Annotated in this window: 19 protein-coding genes; 12 read left to right on the top strand and 7 right to left on the bottom strand. The window is 75.3% G+C overall.

Going from position 1 to position 21,635, the window contains the following annotated elements:
• The first annotated feature begins 36 nt into the window (after window positions 1-36).
• The 3 genes from BLR12_RS12525 (at window position 37) to BLR12_RS24525 (ending at window position 2,604) form a co-directional block, all read left to right on the top strand.
• Window positions 37-234: a hypothetical protein gene (locus BLR12_RS12525; RefSeq protein WP_091378184.1), complete on the top strand. Its 198-nt coding sequence runs from the start codon at window positions 37-39 to the stop codon at window positions 232-234.
• Window positions 235-1,458: 1,224 nt separating this feature from the next.
• On the top strand, window positions 1,459-2,325 hold the full coding sequence (locus tag BLR12_RS12535) for a hypothetical protein (RefSeq protein ID WP_143018761.1): 867 nt from the start codon (window positions 1,459-1,461) through the stop codon (window positions 2,323-2,325).
• 108 nt (window positions 2,326-2,433) lie between these two features.
• Window positions 2,434-2,604, top strand: a complete 171-nt coding sequence (locus BLR12_RS24525) for a hypothetical protein (RefSeq protein ID WP_176832479.1) — start codon at window positions 2,434-2,436, stop codon at window positions 2,602-2,604.
• Between the two features lie 48 nt (window positions 2,605-2,652).
• On the opposite strand, the gene BLR12_RS12540 is transcribed toward BLR12_RS24525, so the two are convergent.
• A complete protein-coding gene (locus BLR12_RS12540) occupies window positions 2,653-3,585 on the bottom strand; it encodes a TolB family protein (RefSeq protein WP_091378190.1) in 933 nt (310 codons plus the stop codon).
• Between the two features lie 220 nt (window positions 3,586-3,805).
• On the opposite strand from BLR12_RS12540, the gene BLR12_RS24855 reads away from it, so the two are divergent.
• Window positions 3,806-4,681 (top strand): helix-turn-helix transcriptional regulator, encoded by an 876-nt coding sequence (locus BLR12_RS24855; protein WP_255363455.1) that lies wholly within the window; start codon window positions 3,806-3,808, stop codon window positions 4,679-4,681.
• A gap of 138 nt (window positions 4,682-4,819) precedes the next feature.
• Here BLR12_RS24855 and BLR12_RS12550 read toward each other — a convergent pair whose 3' ends face one another.
• Together BLR12_RS12550 and BLR12_RS12555 are read right to left on the bottom strand one after the other, a co-directional pair.
• Complete coding sequence (locus tag BLR12_RS12550; protein ID WP_091378193.1) at window positions 4,820-6,697, bottom strand: hydantoinase B/oxoprolinase family protein; 1,878 nt, start codon at window positions 6,695-6,697, stop codon at window positions 4,820-4,822.
• Entirely contained in the window at window positions 6,694-8,766 is a 2,073-nt protein-coding gene (locus BLR12_RS12555; RefSeq protein ID WP_091378196.1) for a hydantoinase/oxoprolinase family protein, read from the bottom strand. Before BLR12_RS12555 ends, BLR12_RS12550 begins: the two co-directional genes overlap by 4 nt.
• 156 nt (window positions 8,767-8,922) lie before the next feature.
• Between BLR12_RS12555 and BLR12_RS12560 the strand changes: the two genes are divergently transcribed.
• Genes BLR12_RS12560 through BLR12_RS12590 form a run of 7 tightly spaced genes read left to right on the top strand, consistent with a single transcriptional unit; the run spans window position 8,923 to window position 17,246 of the window.
• Window positions 8,923-10,578 carry an ABC transporter substrate-binding protein gene (locus BLR12_RS12560; RefSeq protein ID WP_091378199.1) on the top strand — a complete coding sequence of 552 codons (1,656 nt, stop codon included), beginning with the start codon at window positions 8,923-8,925 and terminating at the stop codon, window positions 10,576-10,578.
• Window positions 10,579-10,584: 6 nt separating this feature from the next.
• A complete protein-coding gene (locus BLR12_RS12565) occupies window positions 10,585-11,541 on the top strand; it encodes an ABC transporter permease (protein WP_091378200.1) in 957 nt (318 codons plus the stop codon).
• Window positions 11,538-12,473 (top strand): ABC transporter permease, encoded by a 936-nt coding sequence (locus BLR12_RS12570; RefSeq protein WP_218120639.1) that lies wholly within the window; start codon window positions 11,538-11,540, stop codon window positions 12,471-12,473. Before BLR12_RS12565 ends, BLR12_RS12570 begins: the two co-directional genes overlap by 4 nt.
• Window positions 12,470-13,561 (top strand): ABC transporter ATP-binding protein, encoded by a 1,092-nt coding sequence (locus BLR12_RS12575; RefSeq protein WP_255363456.1) that lies wholly within the window; start codon window positions 12,470-12,472, stop codon window positions 13,559-13,561. Before BLR12_RS12570 ends, BLR12_RS12575 begins: the two co-directional genes overlap by 4 nt.
• On the top strand, window positions 13,558-14,640 hold the full coding sequence (locus BLR12_RS25540; RefSeq protein WP_218120640.1) for an ABC transporter ATP-binding protein: 1,083 nt from the start codon (window positions 13,558-13,560) through the stop codon (window positions 14,638-14,640). The genes BLR12_RS12575 and BLR12_RS25540 overlap by 4 nt, the downstream gene beginning before the upstream one ends.
• On the top strand, window positions 14,637-15,383 hold the full coding sequence (locus tag BLR12_RS12585) for a GntR family transcriptional regulator (protein WP_091378203.1): 747 nt from the start codon (window positions 14,637-14,639) through the stop codon (window positions 15,381-15,383). Before BLR12_RS25540 ends, BLR12_RS12585 begins: the two co-directional genes overlap by 4 nt.
• Before the next feature lie 48 nt (window positions 15,384-15,431).
• Entirely contained in the window at window positions 15,432-17,246 is a 1,815-nt protein-coding gene (locus BLR12_RS12590) for a gamma-glutamyltransferase family protein (protein ID WP_091378207.1), read from the top strand.
• 12 nt (window positions 17,247-17,258) lie between these two features.
• On the opposite strand, the gene BLR12_RS12595 is transcribed toward BLR12_RS12590, so the two are convergent.
• From BLR12_RS12595 to BLR12_RS12610, 4 genes are all read right to left on the bottom strand, one after another.
• Window positions 17,259-17,462 (bottom strand): hypothetical protein, encoded by a 204-nt coding sequence (locus tag BLR12_RS12595; protein ID WP_091378210.1) that lies wholly within the window; start codon window positions 17,460-17,462, stop codon window positions 17,259-17,261.
• A 9-nt stretch (window positions 17,463-17,471) separates the two neighbouring features.
• Window positions 17,472-18,554: a winged helix DNA-binding domain-containing protein gene (locus BLR12_RS12600; RefSeq protein WP_091378213.1), complete on the bottom strand. Its 1,083-nt coding sequence runs from the start codon at window positions 18,552-18,554 to the stop codon at window positions 17,472-17,474.
• Between the two features lies 1 nt (window position 18,555).
• A complete protein-coding gene (locus BLR12_RS12605) occupies window positions 18,556-18,987 on the bottom strand; it encodes a DUF1707 SHOCT-like domain-containing protein (RefSeq protein WP_176832480.1) in 432 nt (143 codons plus the stop codon).
• A 218-nt stretch (window positions 18,988-19,205) separates the two neighbouring features.
• A complete protein-coding gene (locus BLR12_RS12610) occupies window positions 19,206-19,625 on the bottom strand; it encodes a MarR family winged helix-turn-helix transcriptional regulator (RefSeq protein ID WP_091378217.1) in 420 nt (139 codons plus the stop codon).
• A 63-nt stretch (window positions 19,626-19,688) separates the two neighbouring features.
• On the opposite strand from BLR12_RS12610, the gene BLR12_RS12615 reads away from it, so the two are divergent.
• Window positions 19,689-21,533 (top strand): ABC transporter ATP-binding protein, encoded by a 1,845-nt coding sequence (locus BLR12_RS12615; protein WP_091378220.1) that lies wholly within the window; start codon window positions 19,689-19,691, stop codon window positions 21,531-21,533.
• The last annotated feature ends 102 nt before the right edge of the window (window positions 21,534-21,635 follow it).

The raw sequence follows: 21,635 nt of genomic DNA on the forward strand, positions 1-21,635 counted from the left end.
CGGGTAGGGGGATGGCTCTGCGAGGAGGAGGTCCCCATGACCGAGGTGCCAGGTACCGACCGCGACGAGGCGCGCGAGAACGTGCTGCACGAGACCCCGCTGGTCCCCGAGGACGTCGAGGACGCGGGGGACGACGACCCGCGCAGCACCGACGAGCCGAGCTACGGCGGCGACGAGGGCCAGACGGGCGAGGACGTCAAGCCGGAGCCGGGGAGCACCGAGCTCGGCACCTGAGCGACGCCGGGTCCGGACCCGGCCGGCCCGCCGGGGGACGGCGGGCCGGCCGGGCGGGCAGTAGGCCCCTGGTGACACCGGCACGGTCCGAGCACCGTGGTCGCCGTCCGTCTCCGCCTCGGCGCGGGAGGTCACGGTGTCCCGGTCGTCCTCCGCTCGGTTCCTCGCGAGCGTCCTGATGGCCGTGGTCCTGGCCGGCTGCGGGGAGGCTCCCCGGGTCGACGGATCGGGCCGGGCCGGGCCGTCGTCCAGCCAGGGGAGCAGCCCGCCGAGCTGGTCGGGTCCGGCGCCCGCGCCGGTCCCCGTCCCGCCACCGGGGCCCGCGCCGGCTCCCGCACCGGCGCCGGCCCCGTGGACCGCGCCCCTCCCCGACCCGGCTCCCGCGCCGCTGCCGGCCCCGGCACCCAGGCCTGCTCCGGCGCCCGCGCCACACCCGGCGCCGGCGCCGGCCCCGGCCCCGGCACCGGTGCCCCGCCCGGCGCCCGCACCGGCCCCGGCGCCGCCCGTTCCGGCCTCGCCCGCGCCCGCGCCCGCGCCTGCCCCGGCACCCGCTCCGGCGCCGCCCGCGCCGGCGCCCGCGCCGCCCGCGCCCGCGCCGGCCCCTGCTCCGGTCCCGCCGCCGCCGCCGGCGCCCGCTCCCGCTCCGGACCCCGGCACCGGTGGTGGCGACCCTGGGGGGACCGCGCCGGGTGCTCCGCTCGGCATCGAGGCATTCGAGGTCGAGGGAGGCCCGCTGTCCGCGCTCGACGCCGTCTTCGAGGACCGGTGCGGAGGCGCGAAGGACGACTCCGGCTGCCTCGTCCTGCACGAGGAGCCCCTGGTCACCGAGCCGGACCTGCGGGAGCTGTGCACGGTCGCCACGCTGCGATTCGAGCCCGGGCCCTCGGCTCCCGACGCCGAGGGCAGGCGGTGGCTGGAACCCGGGACGCACGTGTACGTCACGACCGACTGCAGCAACGCGGAGCAGGACTGACCGGGATGGTGCCGCCGGAGCCGCGTACCAGCGGGCAGCCGACCGCGACGGCGGTGAGCGCCGACGGTTCGTCGGTGCTCCGTGACGTCCCGGCCGCGGAGGCTGCGGAGGCACTTCGGCACCAGAGGGTCGCCGCACCCCCCGACACGTCGTCGTCAGCGTCGGTCGGGAGCGCAGCGGGAGCTCATCCGGCCGAGCAGACCGTCGGCGCCCGGCCGCAGCCCGAGCCGGCGACCGACACCGTCCGGACGGTGCTCACGGCCGCGGGGGCACTGCTCGGCTCGACGACGGTCCTCACCGGGTTGCTCTTCTACTTCGGCCGGATGCACATCACCGGCTTCTTCCGGTACCTGCGGGTCAACCACACAGCACTCGACCTCACGTTGTACGACCACCTCGTCCGCAGCGCCGACGGGCTCTTCGTCCCGCTCACGCTGGTGGCTGTGGTCGGCGTCCTGGCGGTCGGGGGGCACCGGGTGCTCGGCCGGCTCACGCCCGGCGCACGGGACCGGGCGCTCCACACCCTCGCACCGGCTGCCACCAGCCTCGGTGTCGTGCTCGTCGGTCTGGCGCTGCTCGACCTGCTGGGAGGCGGGCCCGGAACCACGGGCCGCCCCTGGGTCGGCGGGCTGGCGCTGTCCGCGGGGGTCGTCCTGGTCGTGTACGGCATCCACCTGGGCCGGCCCGGTCCGGCCGCCGACGGTCCGAGCGGCCGCTGGACGGTCGACCTGGCGGCTCTCGCGCACGGTGCGTTCGCCTTCGTCCTGGTGAGCGTCGGGCTGTTCTGGGCGGCCGGCAACTACGCCGTCGAGGTCGGTACGGGCCGGGCGCAGCAACTCGTGGCCGAGCTCCCCGCGGTGGCCGACGCCGTCCTGTACAGCCAGCAGTCGCTGCGGCTGGCGGTCGTGGGTGTCACAGAGGTGCCCTGCCAGGACCCGAACGCGGCGTACCGGTACCGCTATGACGGCTTCAAGCTCGTCCTCCAGTCCGGCGACCAGTACCTGCTGCTACCGGCCGGGTGGAACCGGCAGACCGGCACCGCGGTCCTCGTCCCCCGCAGCGACGCCGTGCGGCTGGAGTTCGCACCCCCGGGGCAGCAGCGCCAGCCCGTCTGCTGAGCGCCGGCGACGGGACAGCCCTCGGAGCAGGGATGCCTCGATCCGGCGGGCGGGTCGCCCGGCACGGGAGCACAGTGGTGGCCTGCGTCACACCAGCGAGGGAGACCCATGACCGAGAGCAGCGGGGCCGGAGGAGCGGGCGCCGACGAGGTGACCGCCACCCCGAGCGGCAAGGCCGGCGGCGGCGAGGGCGAGGACCTGCACGGCACCGCCCGCGAGGTCTACGAGGACAACCAGGAGGGCGGCGCGGACGGGGCCGCGAAGACCCCGGGCGCCTGAGGGTCCCCCCCGCGGCGGCCCCCCGCGCCGCCGCGGGGTGGACCGGTGTCACCGACCCGTTGGGGGTCGGGCATCGGGGAACGAGTCGTTCGACTCCCCCGACGTCAGGGGGCGCGGGTCGGTCCCGTCGCGGTCGACGGTCCAGGCGGTGTCCCGGGCCGATCCGTCCAGGGTCAGGCTCCAGTACACGACCTGCCGGCCGTCCGGCGTCCACGCCGGGAACCACTCGTCGACGCCGACCTCCCCGGTCAGCTCCCGCACCCGCCCGCCGTCGGCACGCATCGTGTAGAGGTCGCGGTCCGCGCCGCCGCGGTTGCTGCTGAACACGATCGTCCGGCCGTCGGGGGAGTACTCCGGGTTGTCGTCCCAGATGCCGTCGGCCGTGCGGGTCAGCCGGCGCAGGCCCGAGCCGTCGGTGCGGATGCGGTAGACCTCGGGGTTGTCGATGCCCGCCTGGGTGGACCCGAACGCGATGTGCCGCCCGTTCGGTGACCACGAGGGGGAGTAGTCGGTGACGAAGGGGGTCTCGGTCAGCCGGGTCTGCTCCGAGCCGTCGGCCGCCATTCGGTAGATGTCGCCCTCCGGGTCCTCCCGGTCCGACACGAAGACGAGGGCGTCGCCGTCCGGTGCCCAGTCGGGCGAGTGGTCCCAGGCAGCGGCGTCCGGGGTCGCCTCGTTGTGCGTCAGCTGGCGGACGTCGGAGCCGTCGGCGTCCATCACGAAGACCTCCAGGTCGCCGTCCCGGTCGCTGACGAAGGCCAGCTCGCGTCCGTCGGGCGACCAGACGGCGTCGCCGTCGTGGACGTCGTTGGAGGTCAGCTGCACGACCCGGCCGTCCGCCCGGACCCGGTAGATCTCGCTGTCACCGTCGCGGTCGCTGGTGAAGACGAACGGGAGCACCCGGTCGCCGGCCTGCGCCGGGAGGGCGAGGAGGGGCACGACGGCGAGGGACGACGCCAGCGTGACGGCAGTGCGACGCATCCGGGATCACCTGCTCCGGTCTCGGGGAGGACGTCCTGGCCGGTGCGGCCAGGCGGGGACGAGCGTGGCCGATCCGGACCGCCGGCGGATCGGGGGCGGCCCTGGACCCGCCCAGGGTTCTCCCGCCCCTTGTCGCGGGGTGCCGCGGTCCCCACACTGACAGCAGGGCGCACTCGGGGACGCACCCCGGGTGACGAGGCCTGGTCCTGGGGGGACGACGATGCCGCAGCGCCTGCTCGATGAGCCTCCGGCGCTGCGCCTGCGCCGCTGCCGCGACTTCGTCGCGAGCCTCGAGGGGGTCGAGGACTTCGCCGGTGTCCGGGACGTCGTGCTGCCGGGGCTGGCCGGCCTGCTCGGCTCCCACCTGGCCGTCTACCACGAGCTCGACCGCCGGACCGGCCGGGAGGTGGCGCTCGGGTGGCCGGCCGAGACCTACCGCGCGGACCTCCTGGACGGCTACCCCGGGGTCATGGCGCAGCACCCCATCGTCGGCTACGCCATGGCCCTGCCCGCCCTGGGTGAGCCGGTGCGCACCTCGGACCTGGTCAGCCGGCGGGAGTGGCGGGCCAACGCGGTCTACTGCGACGTGTACCGCGCGCTGGACGTGGACGACCAGATCGCCGTCGGCGCCACGGACTCGGGGGCCTCGTTCTCCGGGGTCAGCGTCGGCCGCTCCGGGCGGGCGTTCACCGACTGGGAGCGGGACCTCGTCTGGCTCGTGTCACCGCACGTCGGGGCCGCGCTGCAGCGGGCCCGCCGGGCCCCGGTCGCGGTGCCGGCGCTGCAGGTCGCGCCGATCGTCGCCCCGGCGACCATCGGCGGGCGGCGCGGGCCGGGTCGCGCCGCGCCGGCCGTCCCGCTGCCCTCCCCCCGGCGTGCGACGGCGGAGGACGACCCGCTGACCGCGCGGGAGCGGGACGTGCTGCGGCTCATCGCCGAGGGCCGGACGAACGCATGCATCGGCCGCGAGCTGCACCTCAGCCCCAAGACCGTCGAGACGCACGTCGCCGCGGTCTTCGCGAAGCTGGGCCTGGCTCCCTCCCCGGACGACAACCGTCGGGTGCTGGCGGCGCTGGCCTGGCTGCGGGCCGGCTGAGAAAGGACCCCGCTGCCCTGCCCTGGCCCCTGCAGGGTCCCGCGGCGAGCGTCGATCGGCCCTCCTGCAGGGTCCCGCCGCGAGCCTGCGAGCGGTGGGGGGCAGGGGGGTCCTTCTCGGGGGGCAGGGGGTCCTTCTTCAGAGGACGTCGAACTCGTTGGACGCCGCCCCGCCCGACAGCAACGCATAGCCCGGGCCGCGGTCGAAGAACGGCTCGTCGCCGGTCCGGGCCGCCCGCACCGCGTCCCGCAGCGCCCCCGTCGCGCCCTCGTCCGCCGTGCCGTCGTCGCGCACCACCACGCCGTAGTCCGCCCGCGCGCCGGCCACCGAGACCTTGCGCCAGGCGACGTCCCGGAGCACCTCGGCGACCGGCCGGTCCAGCGGGTCGCCCCAGCCGCCGCCGCCCGTCGTGCGGATCCGGACGACGGTGCCGGCGCGCAGCGGCTCGGCGTCGGCGAGCGCGTCGACGTCGTGCTCGTCCGGGCCGCCCGGGTCCACGGTGACCTGGAACGGCCGCCCGGCCCGGCCGCCGTTGACGCCCCAGCAGGACAGGATCGAGCGGTCGGCGATCGACATGAAGTGCGCGTCGCGCAGCACCCGGATGTGCTTCTCGTAGCCGCAGCCCCCCCGGTGGCGGCCCGGCCCGCCGGAGTCCAGCGCCAGGCCGAGCCGCTCGACCCGCAGCGGGAAGCGGCTCTCGGTGAACTCGGTGGGCAGGTTCCGCGAGTCCGGCACGACGTGGATGGTGTCCTCGCCGTCGGCGTAGTACCGCCCGCCCGAGCCGCCGCCGAGCACCTCGCGCATCAGGTAGGGCTCGCCGTCGGCATCGGTGCCGTAGACGCCGGTGTAGCGGATCGTCTCCTGGTCGGCGGGCATCCGGCCGCCGGTCGCCTTGGCCAGCACCCCGGCCAGGACGCCGAGCAGCCGCAGGATGACGAACGTCCGGGCGTTGGTCGGCGCGGGGAAGACCGGGGTGAGCAGCGTGCCCTTCTCCGGGAACCGCATCTCGATCAACGGGACGACGCCCTCGTTGACGTCGAGCTCGGCCATCCGCTCGGGCGTCTCGGCCAGGTTGCGCAGGACCGGGGCCAGCCACTTCTTGAGGAAGTTGCCGTCGGCGTAGTCCCCGCAGTGGTTGATCGGCCCCTTCGCCTGCGGCCCGGTACCGGTGAAGTCGATGGTCAGCGGGACGTCGGCGGCCGAGTCCATGGTGAGCGTGATCCGCTGCCGGTGCAGCGTCGGCGGCTCGACGCCGTCGTGCTCGGCGTAGTCCTCCCACACGTAGGTGCCGTCGGGGATCTGGCTCAGGACCTCCCGCCGGTAGACCTCCGTGGAGTTGGCCAGGATCGCGTCGAAGCAGGCCTCGACCGCCGCGACCCCGTACCGGTCGAACAGCTCGCCGAGCCGCCGGGCGCCGGCCAGGCAGGCCGAGCACTCCGCGTCGAGGTCGGCGGCCAGCGAGTCGGGCATCCGCGAGTTGCGGGTCATGATGGCCAGCGCGGCCTCGTTGCGGACGCCGCGGTCCCACAGCTTGATCGGCGGGACCATCAGGCCCTCCTCGTACACGCTCGTCGCGGCCGAGGGCATCGAGCCGGGCACCGCGCCGCCGATGTCGTCGTGGTGGCCGAACGCCTGGACGAAGGCGACGACGGTCGGCGTCCCCTCGACGTCGGCGAACACCGGCACGGTGACGCACAGGTCCGGCAGGTGCCCGATCCCGCCCTCGGACAGGTAGACGTCGTTGTGGAAGTAGACGTCGCCGACGTGCATCGTCCCGATCGGGTGGTCGCGCACCACGGGGTGCACCAGCGCGGAGTACGAGCGACCGGTCAGCTTGCGCAGCTGCCGGTCGTGGATGCCGGCGCGGAAGTCGTGCGCGTCGCGGATCATCGGCGACCGCGACGTCCGGCCGATCGAGGTCTCCACCTCGCGCTCGATCGCGGCCAGCGTGCCGGCGACGATCTCCACCAGCACCGGGTCGGCGTCCGATCCGCCATTATCGCGATAAAGGCTCACCGGGGCGCCCTCTCGATCAGCAGGTTCCCGAACCGGTCGACCGTCGCGCGGAAGCCCGGGTGCACCGGGACGGTCGAGCCGAACTCCTCGACCACCGCCGGGCCGGGCACCACGTCGCCGGGGGCCAGCCGCGGCCGGTCGTAGGTGGGCGTCTCCACCCAGTCGTCGAAGAACACCGGCCGGGAGCCCGTGACGGCCCGGTCCGTCACGGCCCCGTCCGCCGGCGCCAGGTCCACCAGGTCGGGACGGCGGATCGGCCCGATCCCGCTGACGCGCAGGTTGACCCACTCGACGGCCTGCCGCGGGTCCGCGGCGAAGTCGTAGCCGTACAGCTGCCGGTGCGCGGCGTGGAAGTCCTGGCCGGCCCGATCGACGGCTGCTGCGTCCAGGTCGCCGTCGGCCACCGGGACCCGGACCTCGAACGCCTGGCCCACGTAGCGCAGGTCGGCGCTGCGCTGCACCCGCTGCCGGCCGCGGGGGAAGCCCTCGCCGTCGAGCGACCGGCGGGCCCGGTCCTCCAGGTCGGCGTAGCCGGCGCGCACCCGGTCGAGGTCGAGGTCGGCGTGCCGCTGGATCGCCGTCTGGACGTGGTCGTTCCGGACGTCGACGGTGAGCAGGCCGAACGCGCTGAGGTTGCCCGGGTCCGGGGGGACGAGGGTGCGGGGCAGGCCCAGGACGTCCATCAGCCGGCAGGCCAGCAGCGACCCGGAGCCGCCGAAGGTGGTGAGCGTGAAGTCGCGGACGTCGAGGCCGCGGGCGACGGTCACCTGGCGCAGCGCGTTGGCCTGGTTCCACGCGGAGATCTCGAGGATGCCGGTGGCGGTGCGCTCGAGGTCCAGCCCGAGCTCCTCACCGAGCTTCTCCAGGCCGGTCCGCGCGGCCGCGACCGACAGCGGGATCTCCCCGCCGAGCAGGTGCGGCGGGATGCGGCCGAGCACCACGTGCGCGTCGGTGACGGTCGGCTCCGAGCCGCCCGACGGGTAGCAGATCGGCCCCGGGTCGGCGCCGGCCGAGCGCGGCCCCACCTTGAGCGTGCCCTCGGGTGACAGCCAGGCGATCGAGCCGCCGCCGGCGCCCACGGTGACGACGTCGATCATCGGGATCTTCGACGGGTAGTCCCCGACCGAGCCCTCGGTGGTGAGCGCGGGCTCCCCGTCCACCACGACCGTGACGTCGGTGGAGGTGCCGCCGCCGTCGCAGGTGAGCACCCGGTCGAAGCCCGCCGCGCCGGCGACCAGGGCCGCCCCGAGGGCCCCGGCGGCCGGGCCGGACAGCATCGTGGTGATCGGCTGGTGCACGACCTCCTCGGCCGAGAGCACCCCGCCGTTGCTCTTCATCACGTAGAACGGCACGCCGGGCGCGATGCCGTCGAGCCGCTCCCGGATCGCCGTCACGTACGCGCCCACCCGCGGCTTCACCGCGGCGTCGACCAGCGTGGTGACCGACCGCTCGTACTCGCGGTACTCCCGCAGCACCTCGGAGCTGATGCTCACCACGGCGTCCGGGTGCTCCTCGCGCAGGATCTCGAGCACCCGGCGCTCGTGGGCGTCGTCGGCGTAGGAGTGCAGCAGGCAGACGCCGATCGTGCGGACTCCGGCGGCGCGGAGCGAGCGGGCGGCGGCACGGGCGTCGTCCTCGTCGAGCGGGCGGACCTCCTGGCCCCGGTGGTCGAGCCGGCCGCGGACGGTGTGCACCAGGTCCGCCGGGACGATCCGCGGCGGCTTGACCCAGAAGTAGCTGTTGCCGTAGCCGTCGGGCACCGACTGGCGGGCGATCTCCAGCACCGACTCGTAGCCCTCGGTGGTGACGAAGCCGATCCGGTCCAGTTCTCCTTGGAGCAGCTGGTTGGTCGCGACCGTCGTCCCGTGGCTGACGGCCGTGACGGCGGTGCCGTCGAGCCCCATCAGGCCGAGCACCTTGCGGACGCCGGTGAGGAAGCCCTCCGCCGGGTCGGCCGGGGTGGACGGCGTCTTGGTGGTCGTCGTCCGGCCGGTCGCCTCGTCCACGGCCACCACGTCGGTGAACGTCCCGCCGGTGTCGATGCCGATGCGGACTCGGCGGGGCTCCATGGCCGGATACCTTAGGGCTGAGATACCTGCGGGGGAAGTCGGTGGCCCGGTGCCCGCCACTCGTGGCGTCGGCGAAATCTTTCGGCCGGGGACCTTCACTGTGACTTTGGATACAGGATACGTTCGCGTCCCGCCCCGGAGCCTCCAGGAGCCCTCATGTCGCGACCCCCCTCCCTCCCAGCAGGTCGTGCAGGACGGCGGGCACTGGCCGCCACCGGCCTCGCCGTCACGTGCCTGATCGCCGCCTGCGCGCCCGTCCAGCCGGCAGAGGGGCCGGCGGAGGAGACGACCGGCCAGAGCGTCGGGGAGCCGGCTGACGCCGGCGCCGTCGAGCAGGGCGGGGAGCTGGTGGTCGCGCTGTCGGCCGAGCCCGACCGGCTGGACCCGGTGACCTCGCGGTCGCTGTACTCCCGGTACGTGTTCCACACGATGTGCGAGAAGCTCTACGACCTCGACGAGGACACCGAGATCGTGCCGCAACTGGCGACGGCCCTGCCCGAGGTCTCCGAGGACGGCCTGACCGTCACGATCCCCGTCCGCGAGGGCGCGCTCTTCGCCGACGGCACCCCGTTCGACGCCGCGGCGGTCAAGACGACCCTGGAGCGCAGCCTCTCGGCGGAGACCTCCGCGCGGCGCGGCGAGCTGGGGCCGATCACCTCGGTCGAGGCACCGGACCCCACCACGGTCGTCATCACGCTCGCGGAGCCGTTCGCCCCGCTGACCGCCGCGCTGGCCGACCGGGCCGGCATGATCCTCAGCCCCACTGCGCTGACCGCGCTGGGCGAGGACTTCGCCACCGCCCCGGTCTGCGTCGGCCCGTTCAAGTTCGTCAACCGCGTCGCGCAGAACTCCATCGAGGTCGAGCGCGACCCCAACTACTACGACGCCGACCGGGTCTTCCTCGACCGGATCACCTACCGGATCATCACCGACGCCAGCATCCGCGCGGCCAACCTGCAGTCCGGCGACGCCCAGGTCGCCGACACGTTGTCCACCCAGGACGTGCCCGGTCTGCGCGACACCGAGGGCATCACCGTGCTGGAGACCGACTCGCTGGGCTACCAGGGCGTGACGTTCAACGTGGGCAACGTCGACGGCCTCGGGACGCCGCCGGGTGACGTCGGGACGCCGGTGGCCAACGACCCACGGGTCCGCGAGGCGTTCGAGCTGTCGGTGGACCGCGAGGGCCTGGTGCAGGCGGTGTTCAACGGGCTGTACAGCCCGGCGTGCTCGCCCATCAGCCCGGACAGCGAGTTCAGCAGCGACGCGGCGCAGGCGTGCACCGAGTTCGACCCGGCCCGGTCGCGGGAGCTGCTGGAGGAGGCCGGCGTCCAGCAGCCGTACCCGTTGTCGATGATCGTGTCGAACAACCCCGACACCCTGCGCCTGGCGCAGGCCCTGCAGGCCAACCTGGAGGAGGGCGGGTTCGCGCTGTCCATCGAACCGGTGGAGTACTCCTCGCTGCTCGACCAGCAGGACCGCGGCGACTTCGAGTCCCTCCAGCTGGGCTGGTCCGGGCGCGTCGACCCCGACGCGAACATCACCAACTTCCTGGGCACCGGCGGGGGGCAGAACGTCGCCGGCTACAGCAACCCCGAGCTGGACACCGTGCTCGAGCAGGCCCGGACGTCCACCGACACCCAGGAGCGGGTCGCCCTCTACGGGGAGGCGGTCAGCCTGATCCAGGCCGACGACCCGATCGTCTACCTGTACCGGCAGCGCAACCTCAGCGGCGTCACCGACGACGTGCAGGGCGTCCAGGTGTTCCCGGACGGCGTCCTGCGGGTGGCCTTCGCCGGCCTCACCGGCTGACCCGGCGTGCGTGCCTACCTGCTGCGCAGGCTCTGGCAGTCGGCGCTGACGCTGGTCCTGGCCACCATCGTGGTGTTCCTCGGGGTGCGCGCGCTCCCCGGGGACCCCGCGCTGGCCTTCGCCGGGGAGGAGCGCGACCCGGCGTCGCTGGCCGCGATCCGCGCCCAGTACGGCTTCGACGACCCGCTGCTCCTCCAGTACGGGACCTTCGTGGCCAACAGCCTGCAGGGCGACCTCGGCCGGTCGACCCGCACCGACATCCCGGTCACCGAGATGCTCGCCGCGGCGCTCCCGGTCACCCTGGAGCTGGCGGTGCTGTCGCTGGCCGTGGCGATCGTGATCGGCGTCGGCGCGGGGGTGCTCGCGGCGGTGCGGCAGGGCCGGCCGGCGGAGTGGGCCGCCAACGCGGTGGCGCTGCTGGGCCTGTCGGTGCCGAACTTCTGGCTCGGCCTGATCCTCATCCTCTACCTGGCGGTGGGGGCGGGCCTGTTCCCGGCCTCGGGCTACGTGCCGTTCACCGAGGACCCGCTGGCCAACCTGCACCACCTGGTGCTGCCGGCGCTGGTGCTCGGCACGGGCCTGGCGGCGGTGGTGATGCGCCAGACGCGGTCCTCGATGCTGGAGGCCCTGGGCGCGGACTACATCCGCACCGCCCGGGCCAAGGGCCTGGGCCCGGGGGCGCTGATCGGCCGGCACGCGCTGCGCAACAGCCTGGTCGTGGTCGTCACCATCGTGGGCCTGCAGCTGGGCGGGCTGATCTCCGGTGCGGTCGTCACCGAGCGGATCTTCGGGCTGCCCGGCTTCGGCAAGATGACGCTGGACGCGGTGTTCCAGCGCGACTACCCGGTGATCCAGGGCGTCGTCCTGGTGACGGCGTCGGCCTACATCATCGTCAACTTCCTCGTCGACCTGGCGTACTCGCTGATCGACCCCCGGATCCGGGTGGCAGGAGCCGCGACGTGACGACCTCGGAGACCACCCCGCCGCAGACCCCCACGGTGGTGCCGGCGCGGGCCGGGCTGGGGGCGGCCGACCCGCCGCCGCCGGCCGCGCCGGTGCGGCGCCGCCGGGTGCTGCGCCGGCTGCGCCGCAACCCGCTGGGCGTGGTCGGGTTCACCATCCTGGCGGTGGCCGTCGTGGCCGCCGTGCTGGCGCCGGTGCTCGCGCCGTACCCGCCCGCGCGGGTGGACTTCGACGCGCCCTTCCAGGTGCCGGGGACGGTCGGCTACCTGCTGGGCACCGACGACCTGGGCCGCGACATCCTCTCCCGCATCCTCTACGGGCTGCGGGCCTCCTTGCAGGTCGGCGTGCTGGCCGTCCTGGTGGCGCTGGCGGTCGGGGTCCCCCTGGGGCTCGCCGCGGGCTACTTCCGGGCGCTGGACGCGGTCATCTCCCGCTTCACCGACCTGATGCTGGCCTTCCCGTTCCTCATCCTGGCCGTCGGCCTGGCGGCCATCCGGGGCGCCAGCCTGGGCAACGCCGCCCTGGCGATCGGCATCTCGCAGATCCCCGGGATGATCCGGGTGGTCCGCTCGGAGACGCTGCGGCTCAAGGGGCTGGACTTCGTGGCCGCATCGATCGTCGACGGCGCCGGCGACCTGTGGGTGCTGGGCCGGCACGTGCTGCCCAACGCCCTGTCGGCGATCATCGTCCAGGCCACCGTCACCATCCCGGTGGCCATCCTGGGCGAGGCGGTGCTGTCCTTCCTGGGTCTGGGGATCCAGCCGCCGTCCCCGAGCCTGGGCACCATGCTGTCGGAGGCCCAGCAGTACGCGGCGCAGGCGCCGTGGACCGCCATCGTCCCGGGACTGGCGATCGTCGTGGTCACGCTGGCCTTCAACCTCTTCGGCGACGCCCTGCGCGACGCCCTGGACCCGCGGGCGTCGCGGCGGTGACCGGCACGCAGCTGGGTGCCGCCGGCGCGGGGACGGACGGGGTGGACGGCCCGGGGCGGGGCACGCCGGTGCTCACCGTGCGGGACCTCTCCGTCGGCTTCACCACCGAGGACGGCACCGTCTCCGCGGTGGACGCGGTGTCCTTCGACGTGTGGCCGGGGGAGGTGCTCGCGGTCGTCGGCGAGTCCGGCTGCGGCAAGAGCGTGACGGCGATGAGCCTGTCGGGACTGCTGCCCCGGGCCGCCCGGGTGACCGGGTCGGTGCTGCTGGAGGGCACCGAGCTCGTGGGGGCCGGGGACCGCCGGCTGCGCCGCATCCGGGGCGACGACATCGCCTACATCTTCCAGGAGCCGATGACCTCGCTGAACCCGGTGTTCACCGTGGGACGGCAGATCATCGAGGTGCTGCGGCTGCACCAGGGCATGAGCCGCAGGCAGGCGGCGGACCGCGCGGTGGAGCTGCTCACGCTGGTCGGGATCCCCTCGCCGGCGCGGCGGGTGGGGGAGTACCCGCACCAGCTCTCCGGCGGGATGCGGCAGCGGGTGATGATCGCGATGGCCCTGGCCTGCGACCCCAAGGTCCTGGTCGCCGACGAGCCGACCACCGCGCTCGACGTCACCGTGCAGGCGGCCATCCTGGACCTGCTGCGCGACCTGGGCCGGCGGCTGGGCACCGCGATCGTGCTGATCACCCACGACCTGGGGGTGGTGGCCGACATCGCCGACCGGGTCGTGGTGATGTACGCCGGGCGGGTGGTGGAGACCGCGCCGACGGAGGACCTCTTCGACACCCCCCGGCACCACTACACGACCGGACTCCTCGGCGCGGTGCCCACCGCCGGACGGCGGGCGTCGAACGGCCGGCTGCAGGAGATCCCCGGGCTGGTGCCGGTGCTCAGCGAGCAGCCCGACGCCTGCACCTTCGCCGACCGGTGCCCCGCGGCGAGCGACCGGTGTCGCGCCTCCCGGCCGCCGCTGGCGCCGGAGACCACCGACCGGACGGTGCACCGGTTCGCCTGCTGGCACCCCGCCGGACACCGTGCCGATCTCGCTGCCGAGCCCCCTGTCGACCACCAGGAGCGACCGTGAGCACAGCCACCGGGACCCCCGGGACGGGGACGGCATCGGTCGACCCGGGCGCCGGGGAGCCCCCGGCCCTGGAGGTCGAGGACCTCGTCATGCACTTCGGCTCGGTGCGGGCCGTGGACGGCATCTCCATGCGCATCGACCGTGGCCGGGTCATGGCCTTGGTGGGGGAGAGCGGCTCCGGCAAGTCCACGGTCGGCCGCTGCATCGTGCGGCTGCTGGAGCCGACCTCGGGCACCGTGCGGCTGGCCGGCACCGACGTCACCTCGCTGAGCCGTCGCCGGCTGCGCCCGCACCGGCGGGACGTGTCGATCGTCTTCCAGGACCCGGCCAGCTCGCTGGACCCGCGGCTGACCGTCGGCGACATCGTCGGTGAGCCGCTGCGGCTGCTCGGCGGCGACCGGTCCCGCGGGGCCCGGGCACGGCGGGTGGGCGACGTGCTGGAGCAGGTGGGGCTGCGGCGCCAGGTCGCCGAGCGCTACCCGCACGAGATGTCCGGCGGGCAGCGCCAGCGGGTGAGCATCGCCCGGGCCCTGGTGTCCTCCCCCCGGCTGCTCATCGCCGACGAGCCCACCAGCGCCCTGGACGTGTCGGTGCAGGCCTCGGTGCTCAACCTGCTGGCCGACCTGCAGCGCGACCTCGGCTTCGCGTGCCTGTTCATCACCCACGACCTCTCGGCCGTGGAGTACCTCGCCGACGACGTGGCGGTGATGTACCTGGGCCAGCTGGTCGAGCAGGGCACCCGGGCCCAGGTCTTCGACTCCCCCCGGATGCCGTACACCCAGGCGCTGCTGTCCGCGGCGCCGCTCGCCGACCCGCGCGAGCAGCGCAGCCGCCGGCGGGTCCTGCTGACCGGCGACATCCCCTCGCCCGTCGACCCGCCGGCCGGCTGCCGCTTCCACACCCGCTGTCCCGTGGCGGTCGAGCGTTGCCGCAGCGAGGTACCCGCGCTGCGCCTGGTGGCCGGCCGGCGGGTTGCCTGCCACCTGGTGGCCGATGACGGGACCGGACCGGACGTGCGCCTGCTGGGGACCGAGGGCCCGCCCCACCCGGCCCCCCCGGCGGGCGCCGGGCGACCGTGAGCGACGCGGCGGCGCCCCGCCCGGGTGAGCCGACGATCGGGGAGCGGCACACGCCGCTGCGCGAGCAGGTGCTCGACGCGCTCCGTTCCCGGATCATCAACGGGGTCTACGCGCCCGGCCAGCGGCTCACCGAGGAGCGGCTGGCCGAGGACTTCGGCGTCTCCCGCAATCCCGTGCGCGAGGCGCTGCGGGTGGTGCAGGCCGAGGGCTTCGTCCTCGAGCTGCCCCGGCGCGGCGTGATCGTGGCCAGCCCGGATCCGACGAGCATGCGCGACCTGTTCGCCGTCCGCCGGCGGCTGGAGACCCTCGCCGCCCGGCAGGCCGCCGAGCGGGCCGGTCCGGTCGACATCGTCGGGCTCCGGGACCTGCTGGACGGTGCCCGCCGGGGCACGGAGGTGCAGGACTTCGACCTGGTCGCGGAGCTGAACAGCGCGCTGCACCGCCGGATCATCGACATCGGCGGCAACCGGTGGCTGGGCACGCTGTCGGTGTCGCTGTACCGGCACGTGGAGTGGGTCTTCCGGCTCGGCGTCGTGGACCGCGCGCCGCACTCGTGGACCGAGCACGTGCGGCTGGTCGAGGCGATCGCGTCCGGCGACCCCGAGGCCGCCGAGCAGGCGGCGGCGGAGCACGTGGACGCGGCCGCCGCGGCAGCCCTCCCCGACGCCTCGGCGCCGAGCCCGTCGCACGACGTCCCCGGAGCCCGTGCACCGCTGTCCCCCCTGCCCGACCGGCCCGCATGAGGCCGGTGCCCCGTCCCCCCGCCGACTTCGACTCCCAGGTGGTCTGAGATGTTCACGACACGGCCGGAGCTGGCCGGCACCTTCGGCATGGTCGCCTCCACGCACTGGCTCGCCAGCGCGGCGGGCATGGCGATCCTCGAGGCCGGGGGGAACGCGTTCGACGCGGCCGTCGCGGCGGGGTTCACCCTGCAGGTGGTGGAGCCGCACCTCAACGGGCCGGGCGGCGAGGTCCCGATCCTGTTCGCCCGCGGCGGGCAGGGTGGGGACGCCGGCCGGCCGGTCGTCCTCTCCGCCCAGGGGGTCGCTCCGGCCGCGGCGAGCACCGCGGCCTTCGCCGACCTCGGCCTGTCCCTGGTCCCCGGCACCGGCCTGCTGGCCGCCACCGTCCCCGGCGCCGTGGGCGGCTGGCTGACGCTGCTGCGCGACCACGGCACGCTCCCGCTGGACGCCGTCCTCCGCTTCGCGATCGGGTACGCCGAGTCCGGCCAGCCGCTCGTCCCCCGCGCGGTGGCCACCATCTCCTCGGTCGCCGACCACTTCCGCGCCCACTGGCCCACCTCGGCCGCCACCTGGCTCACCGGCGACGGCGCGGTGCCGCGCGCCGGTGAGCTGTTCCGCAACCCGGTGCTCGCCGCGACCTACCGCCGGCTGCTCGACGCCGCGCGCGGCCCCTCCCGGGAGGCGCAGGTCGACGCCGCCCTGGTGGCCTGGTACTCGGGCTTCGTCGCCGAGGCGGTCGACGGGTTCTGCCGGCAGCCGGTGGTGGACGACTCCGGTCGCGCGCACGCCGGGTTCCTGACCGCGCAGGACCTGGCCGGCTGGACGCCGACGTACGAGCCGCCGGTGACCCTGGACTGGCGGGGGTGGACGCTGGCCAAGGCCGGGCCGTGGTCGCAGGGGCCCTCGCTGCTGCAGGCGCTGGCCGTGCTGGACGGGCTGCCGGTCACCGGCCCGGACGCCTACGCCTCCGGGGCCGCCGACGCCGACCTGGTGCACGCCGCCGTCGAGGCGGTGAAGCTGGCGATGGCCGACCGCGAGGCCTGGTACGGCGACGCGGCCGACGTGCCGGTCGAGGACCTGCTGTCGGCGGGGTACGCCGACGGGCGGCGCGCGCTGGTCGGCGAGCGGGCGAGCCGGGAGCTGCGGCCGGGCTCGCCCGGCGGGCGCCCGCCGCTGCTGCCGGGTTTCGTCACCGAGGCGTCCGCACGCCTGGACCCGTCGGCCGAGACCCTGGCCGGGGTGGGGGAGCCGACCGTCGACACCCGCGGGACGACCCGGGGCGACACCTGCCACGTCGACGTCGTCGACCGGTGGGGCAACCTGGTCTCGGCCACCCCGTCGGGCGGCTGGCTGCAGAGCTCGCCGGTGATCCCGTCGCTGGGCTTCGCCCTGGGCACGCGGGCCCAGATGTTCTGGCTGGAGCCGGGCCTGCCCAACTCCCTGGTGCCGGGGCGGCGCCCGCGGACCACGCTCACCCCGTCGCTGGCCCTGCGCGGTGGCGTGCCCACGCTGGCCTTCGGCACCCCGGGCGGGGACCAGCAGGAGCAGTGGCAGCTGTGCTTCTGGCTGGCCCACACCGTGGGCGGGCTCGACCTGCAGGCGGCCATCGACGCGCCGGCGTGGCACACCACGAGCTTCCCGTCGTCGTTCTACCCGCGGCAGGCGACCCCCGGTGAGGTCGTCGTGGAGGACCGGCTCGGGGACCGGGCGATCGCCGGGCTGCGCCGGCGCGGGCACGACGTCACCGTCTCCGGCCCCTGGTCGCTGGGCCGGCTGTCGGCGGTGTCGCGGGACCCGGACACCGGCGTGCTGCGCGCCGCGGCCAACCCGCGCGGCATGCAGGGCTACGCCGCCGGCCGCTGAGCCCGGAGGGCCCTACCCCGGCTCGGTCCCGTCGTCCAGCGAGCCGGCCGAGCGGCCGGCGTCCTCGACCGCGGCCCCGGCGGGGTTCGGGCGTTCGACGTCGTCCGCGCCGGGGCGGTCACCGTCGCCCGTGCCGGACTCGATGTCGCTGTCGTCGTCGTCGAAGCCCCGCAGCGCGTCGTCGGGCGCCAGGAAGGCGTCGTCGGGACCGGTCATGGTCTCTCCTCAGTCGATGTGCACGTCCTTGAGCACTACCCCGCGGAAGGCGGCCAGTCGCTCGGCGGCCGCGGTGAGGGCCTCGTGCGGGACGGGGGACCAGAGCTCGACCGCCACGGCGAGCGAGGACCCGGTCTTGCGCGGCCGCCAGGTGCCGGCGACCTCGCCGTCGGCCAGCACCGCGCCGGGCCGGCCGAGCACCGGCCACATCGCCTTGGCCCGGGCCGGGTCGGCGACCAGCAGCGACCGGTCGCGTGCCTGCAGGAAGAGGTCGAACGGGCCGAGCAGGGAGACACCGGTCGCGGGCGGGACGTCGTCCAGCCGGGCGGCGTCCTCGGCGAGCAGCCAGCGCCGCTCGCCGTCCACCGGCACCTCGACGGCGTCCTCCGGCCAGCGGGCCTGCACGTCCGCGACCGGCGCGTCGAGGTAGCCGGCGACCAGCTTCGGCGTCGCCGGGCCGAGCAGCCGCAGGTAGCCGCGGACGACGTCCAGGTGCGGCGGCACCGTGTCGGCGGGCACCAGGCCCGGCACCGGGCGCAGCACGGGCGGGGAGGTGCCGGGCTCCAGCTCCAGCCCGGCGCGCAGCGCGGCCAGCCGGAACGGCATCTCGTGGACGTGCGTGGCGTCGCACGGGCGGCAGGACCGCAGGTAGGGCGCGGGCAGGAGCTCGGTCAGCCGCCCGGACATCTCGCCCTTGACCATCGGGGCGGTGACCACCGATCGCATGGCCGCGGCCACGACGTCCAGGCCCTCGAGGTTGGCGATCCCCGCGGCCTTCAGCGGCTTGGCCGCGTCGAAGATGCGCTTGCCCGCGTCTGCGTCGGAGAACGGCGCGGTGGCCGCGGCGACCCCGGGCAGGTCGGCCCGCCGGTACAGGTGCGGGGCGCCGCGGATCGTCCACACGGTCGACAGCTCGCCGGCGTCCGCGGCGACGCCGCGCAGCGCGAGCGCCCACCGGCCGCCGTCCGGGCCGGTGTCCTGGACGCCGAGGTCGAGGACGGCGGTGTCGGCGGGGCTGCCCTCCGCGCGGCCGATCTGCTGGGCGTGCACCCGCAGGTCCAGCACCTGCCGGCGGGTCAGGGTCGGCGGCACGTCAGCGCTTCGGCCGGCCGACGCCGACCACGTACAGCACCAGCAGCGCGGCCCCGGGGACGCTCAGCCAGATCCACCACGGGTAGACCTCCCCGTCGCTGCTGACCGAGACCAGCCCCCACACCACGAGGTTCACCGCGGCGATGCTCGCCCAGACGATCGTCAGCACCCGCATCGCGGTGCCGGCGTCGTCGTCGGAGAACCGGCGGCCCAGCGGTGGCGGTGGCGGTGGGTCCGGCGGTGGCTCGGGCAGGTCGCGGGTCACCCGCGCCAGCTCGCCGCGCGTGCGGGCCGCCCAGGCCGACTGCACCCGGGTGTCGAACTCGTACAGGTCCAGCTGCCCCGCGGCGACGGCGCGGCGCAGCCGGTCCTGGACGGCGGCCCGCTCGGGGTCCGACACGCGCAGCTCGTCGGGGTGCACCGGCTCGATCACGTCCCGATCGTGGCAGCCCGGCCGTCCGCGGTGGGAGGTGCGACGCGCGGTCGGGTGACGCCGGAGCGGGGTCAGGACGCCCCCGCGCAGTTGATCATGGGATGGGTGCACGCGACACGCGCGGACACGCCACCACGCCCGGCAGGAAGCCCATGATCAACTCGCGAGGCCGGGGTCGGGGTCGGGGTCGGGGTCTCGCGCCGAGGGAGCCCTTCCGCTCAGTCGGCGGCGAGGACGCGCAGGATCCGGGCGAGGGCGGCGCGGTCGTCTGCGTCGAGCCGGGAGAACAGGTCGCGCGTGTCGGCCGCCCGCGCGGCGGCGATCTCGCGCTGCACCCGGTGCCCCTCGTCGGTCGGTGTGAGGACGACGGCTCGCCGGTCGGTCGGGTCCGGCGTCCGCTCGACCAGCCCGCGGGCCTGCAGCGCGTCGGCGACCTCGGTGGCCGAGCGCGGGGCGATGTGCAGTGCCTCGGCGAGGTCGGAGAGGCGGGTGCCGGCACGGTCGGTGACCACCCGGAGCGCGCGGGCGTGGTGCGGGGAGAGCTCCCAGGGCGCCAGCGTGTCCCGCCACCGCCGGCGCTGCCCGCGGGCGGCCCGCACGAGCAGCTCGCCCAGCGCCTCGGCGTCGTCGTCCGGCATGCGGGGAATCCTAGCGAGGAGCGTGCGGTTGCCTCATGGTGAGGTAGCCTCAGCAAACAGGAGGTGGTCGCCATCGACGACGCCAGGGGACCAGGCGGCGGCGGGCGCTCCGGGCGCACCGCCGACCCGGCCGACCGCGCCCAGCTCGAGCGCAACCCGGTGCCGCTGCGCCGGGTGACCGCGCTGTTCGCACCCTTCCGCTGGCAGGTCGCCGTGGTCGTGGTGCTCATCGTCGCCTCGTCCGTGGTGGCGCTGGCGACGCCGTTCCTCGTCCGGCTGGTCATCGACGAGGCGCTGCCGCGGCAGGACGTGCGGCTGCTGGTCTGGGCGGTCCTCGGCATGCTCGCCGTCGCCGCGACCACCGCCGTCCTCGGCGTGGTGCAGACCTGGCTGTCGACGACCGTCGGCCAGCGGGTCATGCACCGCCTGCGGACGGCGGTGTTCAGCCACCTGCAGCGGCAGTCGCTCGGCTTCTTCACCCGCACGCGGGGCGGTGAGGTGCAGTCGCGGCTGACCCACGACATCTCCGGCATGCAGTCGGTGGTCACCTCGACGGCGACGTCGCTGGCGGCCAACGCGACCACCGTCATCGGCACGATCGCCGCGATGGTGGCGCTGTCCTGGCGGCTGTCCCTGCTCTCGCTGGTCGTCCTGCCGCCGGCCGTCGCGCTGACCCGCAAGGTCGCCCGGATGCGCCGCACGGTCACCGCGCAGCGCCAGCGGCACCTGGCCGACCTGCACGCCCAGGTCGAGGAGGGGCTGTCGGTCAGCGGCGTGCTGCTCGGCAAGACCCTCGGTGCCGGGCCCGCGCAGTCGCGCCGCTTCACCGCGACGTCGGAGGACCTGGTCGGCCTCGAGGTGCGCGCCCAGCTGGCCGGACGGTGGCGGATGGCCACGATGAGCATCGTCTTCGCCGGCATCCCGGCGCTGATCTACCTGGCCGCGGGGCTGCCGGCGACCGCCGGCGGCATGACGATCGGCACCCTGGTCGCCTTCACCACGCTGCAGGGCGCGCTGTTCCGCCCGCTCATGGGCCTGCTGGACGTCGGTGTGCAGGTGACCGCCTCGATGGCGCTGTTCAGCCGGGTGTTCGAGTACCTCGACCTGCCGGTGGAGGTCGACGACCCGGCCGACCCGGTGCCGCTGGACCCGGCCGCCGTCCGCGGCGAGGTGCGGCTGGAGGGTGTCTCCTTCACCTACCCCGACGGGCACCGGCCGGCGCTGGACGGCGTCGACCTCGCCGTCCCCGCCGGGACGACACTGGCGCTGGTGGGGCAGACCGGGTCGGGCAAGAGCACGCTGGCCTCGCTGGTCGCCCGCCTGGCCGACCCGACCGCCGGCCGGGTGACCGTCGACGGGATCGACCTGCGCGACCTGTCCCTGGCCACCCTGTCGCGGGTGGTCGGCGTCGTGGCGCAGGAGACCTACCTGCTGCACACGACGGTGCGGGAGAACCTGCGGCACGCCCGGCCCGAGGCCACCGACGCCGAGATCGAGGACGCCGCTCGCCGCGCCCAGGTCCACGGCGTGATCGCCGCCCTGCCCGACGGCTACGACACCGTCGTCGGCGCCCGCGGTCACCGGTTCTCCGGCGGGGAGAAGCAGCGCCTGGCCATCGCCCGCACGCTGCTGCGCGACCCGCGGGTGCTGGTGCTCGACGAGGCCACCAGCGCGCTGGACACCGGCACCGAGCGCGCGGTGCAGGCCGCGCTCGACGAGGCCAGCCGGGGGCGGACGACGATCACCATCGCGCACCGGCTCTCGACCGTGCGGCACGCCGACCGGATCGCCGTCCTCGACTCCGGACGCGTCGTGGAGAGCGGCACGCACGACGAGCTGGTCGCCCGCGGCGGCCGCTACGCCGCACTCGCGGCCGGCGGCGACCGCGAGCCCGTGCTCGCGGCGTAGCGGGGAGCACGGCAGGCCCCCGGTGCAGCGGCACACCCTGGGCGGCCACGACCGAGTACGGGAGCGCTGTCGTCGGATGGTGTGCGGAGTTCGGCGGGGCTA

Source organism: Geodermatophilus sp. DSM 45219 (assembly GCF_900104025.1).
Taxonomy (GTDB): domain Bacteria; phylum Actinomycetota; class Actinomycetes; order Mycobacteriales; family Geodermatophilaceae; genus Geodermatophilus.

Excerpts from the sequence above, each read along its gene's own strand:
- BLR12_RS24855 (WP_255363455.1), top strand. The coding sequence starts at position 3,806 with ATGCCGCAGCGCCTGCTCGATGAGCCTCCGGCGCTGCGCCTGCGCCGC.
- BLR12_RS12610 (WP_091378217.1), bottom strand. The coding sequence starts at position 19,625 with ATGCCGGACGACGACGCCGAGGCGCTGGGCGAGCTGCTCGTGCGGGCC.
- BLR12_RS12540 (WP_091378190.1), bottom strand. The coding sequence starts at position 3,585 with ATGCGTCGCACTGCCGTCACGCTGGCGTCGTCCCTCGCCGTCGTGCCC.
- BLR12_RS12525 (WP_091378184.1), top strand. The coding sequence starts at position 37 with ATGACCGAGGTGCCAGGTACCGACCGCGACGAGGCGCGCGAGAACGTG.
- BLR12_RS12595 (WP_091378210.1), bottom strand. The coding sequence starts at position 17,462 with ATGACCGGTCCCGACGACGCCTTCCTGGCGCCCGACGACGCGCTGCGG.
- BLR12_RS24525 (WP_176832479.1), top strand. The coding sequence starts at position 2,434 with ATGACCGAGAGCAGCGGGGCCGGAGGAGCGGGCGCCGACGAGGTGACC.
- BLR12_RS12555 (WP_091378196.1), bottom strand. The coding sequence starts at position 8,766 with ATGGAGCCCCGCCGAGTCCGCATCGGCATCGACACCGGCGGGACGTTC.
- BLR12_RS12560 (WP_091378199.1), top strand. The coding sequence starts at position 8,923 with ATGTCGCGACCCCCCTCCCTCCCAGCAGGTCGTGCAGGACGGCGGGCA.
- BLR12_RS12590 (WP_091378207.1), top strand. The coding sequence starts at position 15,432 with ATGTTCACGACACGGCCGGAGCTGGCCGGCACCTTCGGCATGGTCGCC.